Here is a 15,317-nt window from a genome sequence, read left to right on the forward strand (position 1 = left end):
CATGAAGCAACCGAGCAGGCCGCGTGGAAGAGGGACTACGTCTGCGGAGACAGCGCTGGAGGCTTCCTTTGAACGGGCCCGCGACAGTGCGGCCGAGGAACGCGCATTCTTCAAGCGACTGATGGATGCGATCGTGTACGTGCATGCGCCCATCTCGGACGACGCGCAGACACTGCGGCTGGTCCAGTTCCGCCATCCTGACGGTTTCGATGCGATCCCTTTCTTTACCTCGCTCGACAAGGCGCAGGCGGCCAGCTCGTCTGCTGTCAGAATTCTGGGAGTTTCAGGCCGTGAGCTGCTAACCGGTACTCGCGGCGCGACGTTGATGCTCAATCCCAACTACGGCGGCGTTGTCCTGTACCCGGAAGAGGTTGCGACATTGTTGGATACGGGCTTTCTGGCCAGGGTGGAACGTCTGGCGCCGGCGGAGTTCGCGGTGAGACCTGCCCAGGCCGCGCCGGCTTGGCTCGCTCCGGCCATCAGCGGCAGCCTTGAGCACGCCGACTTCGTCTCGTCGGCCTATCTCCTGGAAACTCACTCGTCAGGGGGCGTCGAACAGCCTCCCGGTCTGTTGATCTGGCTGGTGGTGGACCTGGCTTTCGCCGAGCGGGCGGCTCGTCTGGTGACCACCGCCATACAGCCCTTATGCTCAGATTTGGACGTCATCATCGACTTGGCGGTCCACGACGTATCGCTGCCTTTGCCGGCGGGCTTGGATGATCCCCAGATCCTGCCCATATTTTTTCACGAGAATCAAGCCAACTTGAGCACAGCTCATCGGCCTATGAGCCCTGAAGATAAGCTACTAGCACTCCTTCCGGGATTGACCGAGGAAGAGAAGGAACGGCGGACCCGCGAGGGTATGGCCGACGTCGACGCTGGACGTACGATCCCGCACGAGGAACTACTGCAATGGATCAGGCGACGGTCAGAGCCTTCTTGAAGGTTTCCGTTGGGTCAGGAGCGTGGAAACTCTTGAATCCAATATTCAAGAAGGGCACGCGTGCCTGAGCAGTACTCCAGGAATGCCTGTGTCACGCGGCTTCTGGTTCAATCAAGCCTAGGTCTGTAATCCACGAACTGCCTGACGTCGAGGGGTGTTTCCTCGTTGAATCATGGTGTTAGAGACGATTCGGCTGTTTTTCTCACGAATCCCTGCCGACCTTCTTGAAAAACTGAACCAGACCTACCCAAACGCTTCCGTAAGGCAGGTGGTGAGAGGGCAGGTTAAGCACATCAGGGATAGCAATCCCAAGGAGATAGAAGCGCTACGACAGGAGGCCAACGATCAACTTCCTACTATCGCCGAGCTAAAGAGGGTCAGTGCGGTTGATCCAGAGTTCCGGATGGAAAACAGCTTCTTTGGGCCCAAGCCAGTCATCACCGCCCGCATCATCAACCGCTCAACACTGCCATTGAGCGAAGCGAGCTGGAATGCGGCGCTGTACATCAATGGCGATGTACAGCCTGTAGCCACGTCGAAGGTGCGCAGCGATTTCCGTTCCATCGAAGGCCTCAAGCCCGAACACCATGTTACGGCTCGATTCACTGTCGGATTCGTCAAGGGCGATAAGGCCTGGACCACCTTGGCGATTCGTCAAGCTACATCCACACGCGTCGAGCTGGAGATGATCCCTGAGACAGCAATGGACTTTACGGACAAAGCCTATCTAAGTGCCGATCTTCAGAAGCGCATTGATTTCCTTGAGAACCAACTCAAGCAAGCGAGCGAGTTCGAAGATGTCTGATGCTACCAAGCCCCGCCGGCGGATCACCCTCCGGCGGGGCTTGGTAGCGGTACCGACGTTCACCCCCGCCAAAGAGGACCATTACACAATGCGCCCCTCCATCCTCGCCTTGGACTTAGAAGGAACGCTGATTTCCAACGCTGTAAGCCAGATCCCGCGCCCGGGCCTCTACGAATTTCTGGAGTCGGCAAAGTCGCTCTTTGAGGGTCTAGTCATCTTCACCACAGTTCCGGAGCCTAGATTTCGCGAGATTGCCGACCTATTGGCTTGCGAAGGAGCGGCCCCGGGTTGGTTTGCCCGCTTGCCATACATAGACTGGACTGGGCCGACGAAGGATCTTGCCAACGTTTCCCAGCCCATCGGCTCTGCATGGCTACTAGATGATTACGCCCCCTATGTACAACCGGGACAGGAACATTGCTGGGTCCCGGTTCAACTGTTTTGTTCTCCTTACCCCGAGGACGACGCGGGACTGGACGATGCCATCGAGGCAATCCGTAAGCGACTGAACGAGTACTAGAGGGCCATCTCTTGGCCAGCGTCCAATGGGCCACAGGCTCGCCGGTCAACCAAGGTCCAGCGCTTCGTTGGAGAACCGTCGATATAGACCTGGGGGGGCGTTTACCGCGATAGAGTCCTGAGCCCCCTCAAACCATCTCATGGACCCGTGGCAGCTGGTCGGTCTACTCAGACTAGAAGCTAAAGCTGCCAACTGCCGCTAGGTTCCAGCCAGTACGCCATGCCCAGCGGCAGGAAAGTCTCCATTGCAACGTCCAGGATCAACGGCTGACGCCAACCCTGACCAGGCAAGAAGCAAAAATCCTTCCGGGCGAGGGTTCCAGCTTGCTCGCGTCCAGCTAACCAGATGCATCTGCGTTTTATCTCGCGATCAAGTGCTCGCCTCGCGGCATGCTCATCCAAACCGCTTTGTATGAACTCCGAGGCAGAATTTCGCATGCTCGCCCACAGCACGTAGCGCTTACGCCCCAAGCTGAGCGCATTCCATTCAGGCGATCCAATCGACTGAAGCCCGTCGCCTAGCTTCGGGTCCAACCGATGCTTCCGCAGAAGGTTTGCCAAGTACGCTCGAGCTTCGGTGGATGCCAGTGAAATTCCGAGATTCCGCCTCGCACTGGGCGTGCACTCAGCCGCCCACTGGGTGAGCGACCGGGTCAATGCCGACTCAAGGTTCAAGTCACTGCGAGACCACGGAGATTTGTAGGACCAAGCCAGGGGCTCATACAGAGATCTTGCGGCAAGCCGAGAACATTCGACTGGTTCGCGATGGAGGACGCGCAGCGTCGCAAGCGTGTCAAGTGCCTGCGAGGCCAACCCCTCAGCAGCTACCGGCGAACTAGCCGTTCTTGAGCGCTCTAGCGCGCACCACGCGCACGCAAGAAAGGGACCTATTGAACGAACGAAATTGTCCAGTTCTGGCCAGGGCGCGATGAGGGTCGGTTGGCTAACGACATAGGCCACACAGCCCTCAAATCGCGATACCAGTTGTCAGGATATCAACCTGCCCACAGACTGTCTATCTGACTTTCCGATATTGACCCTTAGGTGTTCTCTCCAGTTCAACGATATCTGAACATCCGATATCCTAGCCGTGCAGCGAATGAGCGGGGAGCGCCCCGGCGCACGACGCAGAACGTTACCGCATGTTGGGAGAGCCGAAATGATGCGCACCAGCGCTAGCCACCCGTTACTGATTGCAGAGTTGCCTGTTGGAGCCCATGGAGGCGGCATAGGGGTGACATTTGCGCCAGGCAAGTACCAGGAAGTCGCCATGACTGGAGCATGGGCGAGAGACCTAGATGTGGACGTCTCGGCTATTCAGGACTGGGGTGCCACTCACCTAGTCACCTTGCTTGAGCCTTGGGAGCTCAAGGACCTTCGAATCGAGAGCTTACCGGCGATAGTGGCGGGGAAGGGCATCTCTTGGCATGGACTGCCAATCACTGATGGAGCCGCACCAGACGACAGACTCCTCAAAGATTGGCTACAGCTAAGTGCTGAGCTCGTCGCTGACATGCTGAGCGGTCAAAGGATCGTGGTCCACTGCAAGGGGGGGTTGGGACGCGCGGGAACGGTCGCTGCCATGCTTTTGCTGCAGTCTGGCGAGGCCAAGCGGGCATCGGATGCCATCCACATGGTGCGGCATGCCAGGCCAGGCGCAATCGAAACGATTGCTCAAGAGGAGTTCCTAGAGTACTGGGCGCAGAGCCTTCACCCGGGCGGAGCTTGACCACTCAGGTGCGCAGTCAGGAACTCAAGGACGAGTTGCCTGTGGATCCAGAACTCGAGGGCTTCTTAGGTCTGGATCCAGAAATCGACGGCGTCTCCATAGTGGATCTTCGCGAGGGTTCAGGGCACATCAAAAATTCGCTGCCTCGAAAGCTAAGAACCTTGCTGTCGCACGAATCAGGGTCTTGTGCTGGGGCCGGACCAGCGCTATCGCTGACTAAGGCAGGGCAACCTCCAGGGACTGTACTGCGACGGCGCGATCAATAGACATCTGTCAGATGTATCGCCACCACTATCGATCTAATGAATGCTGACTCAGCCGATGCGTGCTGCCTTAGGAGTTACGATCTGACTGCACTCGTGGCCGAGGCGAAACGCCACGACGTACAGGACCGTGGCATCCATCGGCATACCTGAGCCCATCCGAATGACGACCTTACGCTGACCGTGCGACAGTGATACTCCCAGTTCCCGCAGGACCTCAATGCGCTGCTGCAGCCCGTCGTAGATGTCTAGCTTGTCGACTTCTGAATACAGGTCTTGGCAGTCGCGATACTCACGGTAGTAGTCGACCAGTGCAGCAAACTCGCTCGCCGCCTCGCGCGACAGCTCGAAAGCCGGTTCGGACAGATCCATGTCGCACGAAACGATCAGGCTGGCCAGCTCGCGCCCAGCAGCAAGCGGGGACACCGCCAGGGTGATGTAGTCGCGCTCAAACTGCGCTTGCGCCGCCTGCAGTTCCTCGTCTGTCGGCAGCGAGAAAGGCTTGTTGAGTGCATCGATGTCATTGAAATCGAAGGCGCGCGCCAGTGCGCGACGGGTGTCGAAACTGGCCGAGTCACCCTGCTCAACCCGCTGAACTGTTCGCACGTTCAGGCCCGAGATCTCGGCCAATTGTTCTTGCGACCAATGACGCAACTGGCGGAACTGGCGAATGCAGGCGCCAACCTCAGCAGCGGTAAGCAGGCGAGGCGGGGTCTTGGTGGTCATAGAAGATAACTCCGGAGGGGTAGGGAGCCCAGATTAGGAGGGTGCCGAACTTGGAAACATGACAGTCGCCCGACAGGCCCCCGACACAGATCAACTGCCAGGACTTGCCCCAACGAGAAATCCGGGGCAACTGCTTATGCGCCCGTGATGTTCTCCCCGTGCCCCCAGAGGGGGGCGAGGCCCAACTGCCTAGTCACTCACCACAGACCCCACCCTAGACGCGCAGGCGATCCGGGACAGCTCTATGGCGAGGGCTGATGGGGGGTCAATGGCTCCAACTCTGGCAAAACACCCCCAAATTGATGATGCAGTGCATTCATCCATGCCAGAACTGGTTCGCCTGGCCACAGGTGCGCCAGATTCAGAAGGGTTAGCATGGCAAGCGCATTGCTGTTCATGGCCACCCCCGCCAGAAGCGCGCCCGGGTAGCCATTTAACTGCCTTGCCAAGGGGTGAATCCCGGCATGGAGATAGGAGTTCAAGCCGACATAAAGGCATTGTCTGGCTCTGCCCAACAACTGTGATGCTCCTCGGGGCCCAGAGGACTCAAGCTTTACGAGCATGTCCTGAACGCCAGGGAGCCTCTTTGCCGCTTGCTGACTCTCCAGAGTCAGGGGCGCAAGAAGCTTCTCGATGTCGGTGTCGGTAGCTGCATAACATGCCCAGGTTGCACGCACGAGGGCCTCATACTGGGGCCGGACCAGCGAGATTGCTGACTGGGGCAGAGTAGCGATCAGGGACTGTACTGCCACGGCGTGATCAAGGGACATCTGGCAAAGTGCCGCCACCGCCGTCGATCTTCGGTCACGTCCATGCTCTATCTCCATCCAAGCGGCTCGAATTTCACCCAAGAGCTCTAAGGAGCCCTCCAGCACAGACGCCCGATCCTGGTCAGCCGATTGAGGCACAAGTCATCCTAGAATCGTGATCTGCAGGCAAGAGTAACGGCTCGTCCATCGGGCAAAGCCCTCAGTTGGCCGGCTGGGCTGCAGCATCTGTTAGCCGGTAATCTCTGCATTGCATCATCCGTGCATCAGCAATTTCTGCGTTGCGTCAGTCGCAAGTCAAATTTTTCTGCAATGGACCGTCTTGCACTGAAATTTTATTCCTCAAAAGCTGAAATCTCTGCAATGGCACCCTAAGAATGTCTGCGATGAACAGCGTTCTGGTCCGCGCGCGATTGCTTCCTATATTGCAACCATACGCTCAGCCAGCCAACCGCCGGGATCCATGATCGCGCGAGCGGACGATCCCGGTCGCAAATGGCTGGCTGCCGTCACTCTCGTGGCTTTGAGCGATCAAGGGGAGCAGTCTGGCCCACGTGTCGAACAGAAGCCTTGGATCTTGGTGGATCAGAAGCGAAACCCGCAGCGCATCTTCCATCGCCTTGAGGTAGCCGCGGCGTATCTCAAGTGCGTTCTCGCAAGCATTGGGGCGACCAAGAATTTGTGTGATCGCGGAGGCCATAGCAGTCTGGACAGGAGGGGAGGGGAAGGCGATAGTCTGCAAACGTCTAGACGATCCCGCAATGAGCATCCTCAACGTTCTCCTCACTCGTGACCACCTCGTCGTCGCAGCGGATACCCTGGCAGAGGATGCTCTCACAGGGGCGTATTCCGCGGGGGCAAAGCTGCTGCTGATCCCTCAGCACAACGTAGTGCTTGCTGCGCGCGGGTCTACGCAATTCTTCCTGGGGGGCTCGCAGAATTCGGAAAAAATCGTACGCTAAGGTTTTCCGGGCATCCGTAGGGGCCGAAACTTCCCGTCTTCCAGTCTGCGGCTCTGCCGCCAGACGTAATCGCCGGTGAGGTTGATGTGCTCCCAGCCCAGCGGCGACAGGAATTGCAGCAGCTCGCCGTCCACCGGCTTGCCGGCCTCGACCAACCCCTGGGTGGCGCGCTCCAGGTACACCGTGTTCCACAGCACGATAGCCGCCGTCACCAGGTTGAGGCCGCTGGCCCGGTAGCGCTGCTGCTCGAAGCTCCGATCCCTGATTTCCCCAAGGCGGTTGAAGAACACCGCCCTGGCCAGCGAGTTGCGCGCCTCACCTTTGTTCAGGCCGGCATGCACGCGGCGGCGCAGCTCAACACTTTGCAGCCAGTCTAGGATGAACAGCGTGCGTTCGATCCGGCCCAGCTCGCGCAGGGCCACGGCCAGGCCGTTCTGGCGCGGATAGCTGCCGAGCTTGCGCAGCATCAGCGAGGCAGTGACGGTGCCCTGTTTGATCGAGCTGGCCAGGCGCAGGATGTCGTCCCAATGGGCGCGGACGTGCTTGATGTTCAGGGTGCCGCCGATCAGCGGCCGCAGCGTCGGGTAGGTCTGCACGCCCTGCGGCACGTACAGCTTGGTTTCGCCGAGGTCGCGGATGCGCGGCGCGAAACGGAAGCCCAGCAGGTGCATCAGGGCGAAGACGTGATCGGTGAAGCCGGCCGTGTCGGTGTAGTGCTCCTCGATCCGCAGGTCGGACTCGTGGTACAGCAGGCCGTCGAGCACATAGGTGGAATCGCGCACGCCGACATTCACCACGCGGGTGCTGAACGGCGCGTACTGGTCGGAGATATGGGTGTAGAACAGCCGTCCCGGCTCACTGCCGTACTTCGGGTTGACGTGTCTGGTGCTCTCGCCCCGGCCGCCAGCCCGGAAACGCTGGCCATCGGAGGATGAGGTGGTGCCGTCGCCCCAGTGGGCGGCGAAGGCATGCTGGTACTGGTGGTTGACCAGCTCGGCCAGGGCCGCCGAATAGGTCTCGTCGCGGATGTGCCAGGCTTGCAGCCAGGACAGCTTGGCGTAGGTCAGACCGGGGCTCGACTCGGCCATCTTGGTCAGCCCGAGGTTGATCGCATCACCGAGGATCGCGGACAGCAGCAACGTCCGGTCTTTGGCCTCGGCCCCGTCCTTCAGGTGGGTGAAGTGGCGGCTGAAGCCCGTCCAGTCGTCCACGTCCATCAGCAGTTCGGTGATCTTGATGCGCGGCAGTAACTGACTGGTCTGGTCGATCAGCGCCTGCGCCCGATCCGGCACCGCCGCATCCAGCGGGGTGATCTTCAACCCGGACTCGGTGAGGATGGCATCGGGCAGCTCGTTGTCCTTGGCCAGGCGGGCGACAGTGGCCAACTGCTCGTCCAGCAGCTGCAAGCGCTCTTCCAGATACTGGTCGCTGTTCGGGTTGATCGCCAGCGGCAGGGCCTGTTCCCGCTTGAGCGCGGCGAACTTCTCGGCCGGCAGCAGGTAGTCGTCGAAGTCGCGGAACTGCCGCGAGCCCTTGACCCAGATGTCGCCGGAGCGCAGGGCGTTCTTCAGCTCGGACAGGGCGCAGATTTCGTAGAAGCGCCGGTCGAGGCCTTCCGGGGTGATCACCAGTGGCTTCCAGCGCGGCTTGATGAAGGCGGTGGGAGCATCGGCCGGCACCTTGCGCAGGTTGTCGGCGTTCATCTCGCGCAGCGTCTGCACGGCTGCCAGCACGCCCTGCGCGGCCGGGGCGGCGCGCAGCTCCAATACCTCCAGCAGAGCCGGCGTGTAGCGGCGCAGGGTGGCGAAGTTCTCGCCGACCAGGTGCAGGTGGTCGAAGCCCTCCGGCCGGGCCAGCAGCTCGGCTTCGCTGACGCTCTCGGTGAACTCGTCCCAGGGGATCACCGCCTCGATGGCGGCATAGGGGTCGCTGCCGGCTTCCTTGGCCTCCAGCAGCGCCTGGCCGATCTTGGAGTACAGGCGCACCTTGTCGTTGATCGCCTTGCCCTGCTTCTGGAACTGCTGCTGATGCTTGTGCTTCGCGCCGCTGAACAGCTTGACTAGGATGCGGTCGTGCAGATCCACCAGCTCATCAATCACGGTTGCAGTGCTCTCCAGCACCACGGCGGCCAGGGTCGCATAGCGCCGCTGCGGCTCGAACTTGCCGAGGTCTTTGGGCGTCATCTGCCCACCCTCGCGGGCCAGCTTGAGCAGGCGGTTCTGGTGGATGTGCCGGCCCAGGACTTCGGGCAAGTCCACCAGCTGAAATGTCTTCAGCCGCTCGATGTGCTCAAGCATGTGCCGAGAGTTGGGTTTCAGCGGTGCCTGGCGCAGCCAGGTCAACCAGGTGATGCTGCTGCCGGCCTTGAGCTTCAACAGCTCGTCCAGCTTGGCCCGATGCGAGTCCGTGAGCGGTTCAACCAGGGCGCGGTAGACCCGCCGATTGGCCCGTGCAATGGCCTCCGAGCAAGCCCGGTCGATCACGCTCAACGCCGGCAGGATGCGTCGCTTCTGCCGCAGGCTCTCCAGCGCCTGGCCGGCCAGCAGCAAGCCCTTGTCGGTCTGCTGGGCCAGTTCGGTCAGCTCGCGCACCAGGGCGCGGAAGTCGGACAGGCCGAACGGGGCCAGTTGAAGGTAGGTGCGCAGTTCCTGGGCGTGCTCGCGACGGGTCACATCGCGCTCGCCGTACTTCGTCCAACTCGCCGGATCGGTCTGGACTTGCTTGGCCACCCACAGGATGACCGGTTCGGGCAGCTCGCTGTCAGTGCCCAACGCATAGCCGGGGTAGCGCAGCAGGCAGAGTTGCACGGCGAAGCCGAGGCGGTTGGCGTCGCCGCGCCGCTGACGGATCAGCGACAGGTCGGAGTCGTTGAAGGTGTAGTAGCGGATCAGGTCATCCTGGCTTTCTGGCAACGCGAGCAGGGTGCCCCGCTCCGTGGCCGAGAGGATCAAGCGACGCGGCATGTGTCAGTCGTCCGTGCGGAGGTACTGGTAGAGGGTTTCCCGGCTGATGTTGAACTCGCGGGCAAGCTGCGCCTTGGGCTCGCCGGCCGTCGCTCGCTGCCGCAGGGTAGCAGCCTGCTCATCGGACAGGGCTTTCTTGCGGCCCCGGTACGCGCCACGCTGCTTGGCCAAGGTGATGCCCTCACGCTGCCGCTCGCGGATCAGGGCGCGCTCGAACTCAGCGAAGGCCCCCATCACCGACAGCATCAGGTTGGCCATCGGCGAGTCCTCGCCAGTGAACACCAGGCCCTCCTTCAGGAACTCGATGCGCACGCCGCGTTGAGTCAGCTTCTGTACCAAGCGACGCAGGTCATCGAGGTTGCGGGCCAGCCGGTCCATGCTGTGCACCACCACTGTATCGCCTTCGCGGACGAAGCTCAGCAGCGCTTCGAGCTGGGGGCGCTGGGTGTCCTTGCCCGATGCCTTGTCGGTGAACACCTTGCTCACCTGTGTCTGTTCCAGCTGGCGTTCCGGGTTCTGGTCGAAGCTGCTGACCCGGACGTAGCCGATGCGGTGCCCCTGCACGATGTCTCCTTGGTTGAAGGCGGCTTAAGTGCTCCTTCTGTTCCGTTGTGCCTCAAACCCCGTTTCTGTCAGGCTGAAATCTATGACCTTCGCAGGCATGTGTCAAAAAATGCGAAAGATGACTCTATTCTGACTAAGCGGCGCGGCCCTGCCTGACATCCAGTTAGGGTATGCCTCAATCTGACGGTAGCGAGTCGCAGGCGTTCGGATCGGCATCGGTTTCGTTCCCTGTCTTGGCACGCGCTTCGAAGCGTTGATAACACTCCAACCCGCAGAAGTGCTCGACGTATTCCGCGCCTTCCGGGGTGAAGGCGGCATCGAGCGGGATTTCCTTGCAGCACACGCAGCAACTGGTGGTGGTCGAGTCACTTGCATTCATGGTGGCACCCCTCCATTGACTGACGAAGACGGCGAATGCCGCCGCCGGCATTGGCTTCGCGAACAGGAAGCCTTGTCCTGTGTCGCAGTCCGCTTGTCGCAATAGATCAAGACTCGCCGATGTTTCCACGCCTTCAGCCACCACATCCATGCCCAGCCCGTGCGCAAGCTGAATCACGGTGTGCACGATGGTTTGGTCGCGGCGGTCGTTGGCGAGCCCGGCGACAAACGATTGGTCGATCTTGAGCGTGCTGATTGGGCAGCACTTCAGATGTTGCAGACAGGAATACCCCGTCCCGAAGTCATCGGCGGCGAAGCGCACACCGATCTGCCGCAAGGCGTCCAGGGCGGGGAAGATCGCCGGATCACCAAACGCGACCGATTCGGTCAGCTCGATTTCGAGATACTCGGCGGGCAACTCGGCATCAGCCAGCACGCCCTTTACCCACCCGTCGAAGTCCGGTCCCACTTGGCTCGCCGAAACATTGACGGCCAGCCGGAACGGTCGCCATGCCAGCATTCGCCAGTCACGCATCTGGCGGCAGGCTTCGCCCAGCACCCAAGCGCCGATTTCAGGCATCAGGCCGGACGATTCGACCACGGGCAGGAACTGGCCCGGTGGAAATAGTCCAAGCGTCGGATGACGCCAGCGCAACAGGGCTTCCGCGCCGACAATCCCACCACTGCGCAGATCGACGACGGGCTGGTAGTGCAGTTCAAGCTGCCCGCGCTCGACCGCTTGGGCCAGTTCCGGCGTCGTCCATCCATCCGGCCGGAAAGCGCTCATTCTCTTTCCCTGAATGCCCGCAACGCCCGCGACAGGGACAGAAGGAACAGGCCGGTCAAACCGAGCGCCGCGATGACCCAATGCTCGCCGAGGAAAGCACCGGCGGTTGTGCCGGCCAGCACGACAGCGAGGATGGGCAGGTGGCAGGGGCAAGTCAGCACAGCCAGTCCGCCCCACAGGTAGCCGGTGATCGGTTTGTGCGTCTCGGACGGCAAGCGCTCGGGGTTGTTCATGGCAGACTCTCCGCGTGCTGTGCCGGCTCGGTCGGCAGGGTGGCCAACTGCACTTCCAGATCGGCCAACGCTTCGCGCCGACGCTCGACGAACTGACGCAGCAGGGCAAGCTGCGCGGCCGCTTCGTCGCCGTCCGCCGCATCCAGCGCCCGGCACAGCCGCGCCAGCGCGTCGAGGCCGATGCCCGCCTCGAAGGCCGCCCGCACGAAGCACAGCCGTTGCAAGGCGGCGTCATCGAACAAGCCGTAGCCGCCTGGTGTGCACGCCACCGGGCGCAGCAATCCGCGCAGCAGGTAGTCGCGCACGATATGCACGCTCACCCCGGCATCAAGAGCCAGCCGGGACACCGTGTAGGCGTTCATTGAACACCTCCTTTTTCTCACCCGGCGCAGCAGGAAAGCTGCTTCACATCCTTGTTGAAGGTCTGCGCCGCGAGCTTCAACCCCTCGACCATCGTCAGGTAGGGGAACAACTGGTCGGCCAGTTCCTGCACCGTCATGCGGTTGCGAATGGCCAGAGCCGCCGTCTGGATCAGTTCACCCGCTTCCGGCGCGACCGCCTGTACGCCGATCAGCCGATGGCTGCCTTCCTCGATAACCAACTTGATGAAGCCGCGTGTGTCGAAGTTGGCGAGCGCACGCGGCACGTTGTCCAAGGTCAAGGTGCGGCTGTCGGTCTCGATCCCGTCGTGGTGGGCTTCCGCCTCGCTGTAGCCCACGGTCGCCACTTGCGGATCGGTGAACACCACGGCCGGCATTGCGGTCAGGTCGAGCGCCGCATCGCCGCCGGTCATGTTGATCGCGGCACGGGTGCCGGCCGCTGCCGCCACATAGACGAACTGCGGCTGGTCGGTGCAGTCGCCGGCCGCGTAGATGTTCGGGTTGCTCGTGCGCATGCCTTGGTCGATGACGATGGCACCTTGCGCATTGACAGTGACCCCCGCTGCGTCCAGCGCGAGGCTGCGCGTGTTCGGTGTCCGACCGGTGGCAACCAGCAGTTTGTCGGCGCGCAATTCACCGTGCGTGGTGGTCAGCACGAATTCACCGTCCATATGGGCGACCTGGCTGGCTTGCGTGTGCTCCAGCACCTCGATGCCCTCGGCACGGAAAGCGGCTGTCACCGCCTCGCCGATGGCCGGGTCTTCACGGAAGAACAAGGTATTGCGCGCCAGGACCGTGACCTTGCTGCCCAGCCGGGCAAAGGCTTGCGCCAGCTCCAGCGCCACCACCGACGAGCCGATTACGGCAAGGCGTTCGGGAATGGTGTCGCTCGCCAGGGCCTCGGTGGAAGTCCAGTAGGGTGACTCTTTCAAGCCCGGAATCGGCGGGACCGCCGGGCTGGCACCCGTGGCGACCAGGCAGCGGTCGAACATCACGACGCGCTCGCCACCCTCGTTCAAACGGACGGTAAGGCTCTGGTCGTCCTTGAAGCGCGCCTCACCGTGCACAACGGTGATGGCCGGATTACCGCCCAGGATGCCTTCGTACTTGGCGTGCCGCAGTTCGTCGACGCGGGCCTGCTGCTGGGCCAGCAGCTTACTGCGGTCAATCGTAGGCACAGTTGCCGCAATACCGCCATCGAACGGGCTTTCCCGGCGCAGATGGGCGATGTGGGCGGCGCGGATCATGATCTTGGACGGCACACAGCCGACATTGACGCAGGTGCCGCCGATGGTGCCGCGCTCGATCAGCGTGACCTGCGCGCCTTGCTCGACGGCCTTCAGCGCCGCCGCCATCGCGGCTCCACCGCTGCCAATGACCGCTACCTGCACCGGGGGCTCGTTGCCACTGTGCTTTTCGGCGGCGGCCATCCATCCCCGCACCTTGTCGAGCAGTCCGACGCGGTTGTCCGCCAGTGGCGCATCGGCTAGCGTTGCCTTGTAGCCCAGTCCGGCCACGGCGGCAGTCAGCGCGTCCGGCGATGTGCCCGGCACGATGGCGAGTTGCGCTGTGCCCTTCGGATAGGACACCAGCGCCGACTGCACGCCTGGCACTTTTTCCAGCGCTTCCTTGACGTGCGCCGCGCACGAGTCGCAAGTCATGCCGGTGATTTTTAGATGGGTCATGCAACAGATCCTTTATCGTTTGTGGCGCCAGACAATGACGTCCGTTGTGCTGCGGTGCCGTTTTCAGTGACTCACTGCTTGACGCTGGACGGATAGCCCGCGTCTGCGGTTGCCTTGGTCAGCTTCTGCACGCTGGTCTTGGCATCGTCGAAGGTGACGACCGCTTGGCGTGTCTCGAAAGTCACGTCAACTTTGCTGACGCCTTCGACCTTGGAAATCGCCTTCTTGACAGTGATCGGGCAGGCGGAGCAGGTCATGCCCGGTACGGACAGCGTGACGGTCTGGGTGGCGGCCCAGACGGGGGCAACAACGGCGGCGAGGGCGAGGGAGGCAAACAGTTTCTTCATGGTGAACTCCGATCAGTAGAAAAATGGCATGACGTAGGGAAATCCGAGCGCGACCAGAACCAGCGCGGCCACGATCCAGAAAATGAGCTTGTAAGTAGCTCGCACTTGGGGAATCGCGCAGACCTCACCCGGTTTGCAGGCCGCTGCCTGCCGGTAGATGCGCCGCCAGGCGAAGAACAACGCCACCAGCGCCACGCCGATAAAGATGGGGCGATAGGGTTCCAACACCGCCAAGTTGCCGATCCAAGCGCCGCTGAACCCCAAGGCGATCAGAACCAACGGCCCGAGGCAGCAAGCCGAGGCGAGGATGGCGGCAAGCCCTCCAGTGAAGAGCGCGCCGCGCCCGGTTTTTGGTTCAGACATGCGCTTGTCCTTTCGAATTGAAATTGGATAGCGTAACCTTACTTCCGTACTCATGTACGGAGTCAAGCGATATGGAAAACAATTTGGAGAACCTGACCATTGGCGTTTTCGCCAAGGCGGCCGGGGTCAATGTGGAGACCATCCGTTTCTATCAGCGCAAGGGCTTGTTGCTGGAGCCTGACAAGCCCTATGGCAGCATCCGCCGCTATGGCGAGGCGAATGTAACGCGGGTGCGCTTCGTGAAATCAGCCCAGCGGCTGGGCTTCAGCCTGGATGAGATCGCCGAGCTGCTGCGGCTGGAGGATGGCACCCATTGCGAGGAAGCCAGCAGTCTGGCCGAGCACAAGCTCAAGGACGTGCGCGAGAAAATGGCTGACCTGGCGCGCATGGAGGCCGTGCTGTCTGAGTTGGTGCGCGCCTGCCATGCGCGAAGGGGGAACGTTTCCTGCCCGCTGATCGCGTCACTACAGGGTGGAGCAAGCTTGGCAGGTTCGGCTATGCCTTAGCGTGCTTTATTTTCCGTTTTCTGAGACGACCCCTTAGAAAGCCTAGTCAAAGAGCTGTCACGAGAACACCGTTAGCTTAGCGTACGATTTTTTCCGAATTCTGCGGTTCCCCCTTCCTCCGCATCTACGAGCTTGCACTGCAGGCCAGCTTCCGCGCAGATTTCACAATAGAACAGCTATCTGCCGAGCTAGGGCTGGTGGTGGACCAACTCTGGCCGAACTTTGAGAAAGCGGTTAGCGAAGCGGGATTGCCGATCGAGCAACTCGGGACCGAGTTGGTGCTTGGTGGATGGTCGTTGAAGAACGGCCGGATGATGGCCACGGCGTATGCGAAGAGTGACAGCCGGCGCCCTTGCGTTGTCCAGCCGATCGGGGGGCAGATGGCGTCGCCGGGCGA

16 protein-coding genes are annotated in these 15,317 nt (G+C 61.4%); 6 read left to right on the plus strand and 10 right to left on the minus strand.

Features of this window, described 5'->3' with window-relative positions:
* The first annotated feature begins 1 nt into the window (after position 1).
* The 4 genes from H4O10_RS01410 (at position 2) to H4O10_RS01425 (ending at position 3,996) form a co-directional block, all read left to right on the plus strand.
* Positions 2-943 carry an SseB family protein gene (locus H4O10_RS01410; RefSeq protein WP_049401588.1) on the plus strand — a complete coding sequence of 314 codons (942 nt, stop codon included), beginning with the start codon at positions 2-4 and terminating at the stop codon, positions 941-943.
* A gap of 172 nt (positions 944-1,115) precedes the next feature.
* Positions 1,116-1,748, plus strand: coding sequence for a hypothetical protein (locus tag H4O10_RS01415; RefSeq protein WP_021201832.1), 633 nt, complete (start codon positions 1,116-1,118; stop codon positions 1,746-1,748).
* 88 nt (positions 1,749-1,836) lie between these two features.
* Positions 1,837-2,268: an NIF family HAD-type phosphatase gene (locus H4O10_RS01420; RefSeq protein WP_031269101.1), complete on the plus strand. Its 432-nt coding sequence runs from the start codon at positions 1,837-1,839 to the stop codon at positions 2,266-2,268.
* A gap of 1,269 nt (positions 2,269-3,537) precedes the next feature.
* A complete protein-coding gene (locus H4O10_RS01425) occupies positions 3,538-3,996 on the plus strand; it encodes a cyclin-dependent kinase inhibitor 3 family protein (protein WP_021201830.1) in 459 nt (152 codons plus the stop codon).
* A gap of 314 nt (positions 3,997-4,310) precedes the next feature.
* Here H4O10_RS01425 and H4O10_RS01430 read toward each other — a convergent pair whose 3' ends face one another.
* On the minus strand, positions 4,311-4,985 hold the full coding sequence (locus tag H4O10_RS01430; protein ID WP_005413401.1) for a helix-turn-helix transcriptional regulator: 675 nt from the start codon (positions 4,983-4,985) through the stop codon (positions 4,311-4,313).
* A 1,206-nt stretch (positions 4,986-6,191) separates the two neighbouring features.
* A complete protein-coding gene (locus tag H4O10_RS01435; RefSeq protein ID WP_049401600.1) occupies positions 6,192-6,452 on the minus strand; it encodes a hypothetical protein in 261 nt (86 codons plus the stop codon).
* Positions 6,453-6,513: 61 nt separating this feature from the next.
* Here H4O10_RS01435 and H4O10_RS01440 point away from each other — a divergent pair, with 61 nt between their 5' ends.
* Positions 6,514-6,714, plus strand: a complete 201-nt coding sequence (locus tag H4O10_RS01440; RefSeq protein WP_032966765.1) for a hypothetical protein — start codon at positions 6,514-6,516, stop codon at positions 6,712-6,714.
* On the opposite strand, the gene H4O10_RS01445 is transcribed toward H4O10_RS01440, so the two are convergent.
* The 8 genes from H4O10_RS01445 to merT form a co-directional block, all read right to left on the minus strand.
* Positions 6,711-9,677 (minus strand): Tn3-like element TnAs1 family transposase, encoded by a 2,967-nt coding sequence (locus H4O10_RS01445; RefSeq protein ID WP_005413400.1) that lies wholly within the window; start codon positions 9,675-9,677, stop codon positions 6,711-6,713. The genes H4O10_RS01440 and H4O10_RS01445 overlap by 4 nt on opposite strands.
* 3 nt (positions 9,678-9,680) lie before the next feature.
* Positions 9,681-10,241 carry a recombinase family protein gene (locus H4O10_RS01450; RefSeq protein ID WP_010921730.1) on the minus strand — a complete coding sequence of 187 codons (561 nt, stop codon included), beginning with the start codon at positions 10,239-10,241 and terminating at the stop codon, positions 9,681-9,683.
* Between the two features lie 175 nt (positions 10,242-10,416).
* Positions 10,417-11,406: a DUF3330 domain-containing protein gene (locus H4O10_RS01455; protein WP_076738935.1), complete on the minus strand. Its 990-nt coding sequence runs from the start codon at positions 11,404-11,406 to the stop codon at positions 10,417-10,419.
* On the minus strand, positions 11,403-11,639 hold the full coding sequence (gene merE, locus H4O10_RS01460; RefSeq protein ID WP_003132004.1) for a broad-spectrum mercury transporter MerE: 237 nt from the start codon (positions 11,637-11,639) through the stop codon (positions 11,403-11,405). Before merE ends, H4O10_RS01455 begins: the two co-directional genes overlap by 4 nt.
* The gene (gene merD / locus H4O10_RS01465) at positions 11,636-12,001 is read right to left on the minus strand and encodes a mercury resistance co-regulator MerD (RefSeq protein ID WP_000995360.1); all 366 of its coding nucleotides are present in this window, start codon (positions 11,999-12,001) and stop codon (positions 11,636-11,638) included. Before merD ends, merE begins: the two co-directional genes overlap by 4 nt.
* Positions 12,002-12,018: 17 nt before the next feature.
* On the minus strand, positions 12,019-13,704 hold the full coding sequence (gene merA, locus H4O10_RS01470) for a mercury(II) reductase (protein WP_003156770.1): 1,686 nt from the start codon (positions 13,702-13,704) through the stop codon (positions 12,019-12,021).
* Positions 13,705-13,775: 71 nt separating this feature from the next.
* Complete coding sequence (merP, locus tag H4O10_RS01475) at positions 13,776-14,051, minus strand: mercury resistance system periplasmic binding protein MerP (protein WP_003131987.1); 276 nt, start codon at positions 14,049-14,051, stop codon at positions 13,776-13,778.
* A 12-nt stretch (positions 14,052-14,063) separates the two neighbouring features.
* Positions 14,064-14,414, minus strand: a complete 351-nt coding sequence (gene merT, locus H4O10_RS01480) for a mercuric ion transporter MerT (protein ID WP_003131974.1) — start codon at positions 14,412-14,414, stop codon at positions 14,064-14,066.
* Between the two features lie 71 nt (positions 14,415-14,485).
* Here merT and merR point away from each other — a divergent pair, with 71 nt between their 5' ends.
* The gene (merR, locus tag H4O10_RS01485; RefSeq protein WP_005413387.1) at positions 14,486-14,920 is read left to right on the plus strand and encodes an Hg(II)-responsive transcriptional regulator; all 435 of its coding nucleotides are present in this window, start codon (positions 14,486-14,488) and stop codon (positions 14,918-14,920) included.
* Positions 14,921-15,317: the final 397 nt, after the last annotated feature.

This window comes from Stenotrophomonas sp. I18B00994 (assembly GCF_014145825.1).
GTDB classification, from domain to species: Bacteria; Pseudomonadota; Gammaproteobacteria; order Xanthomonadales; family Xanthomonadaceae; genus Stenotrophomonas; species Stenotrophomonas maltophilia.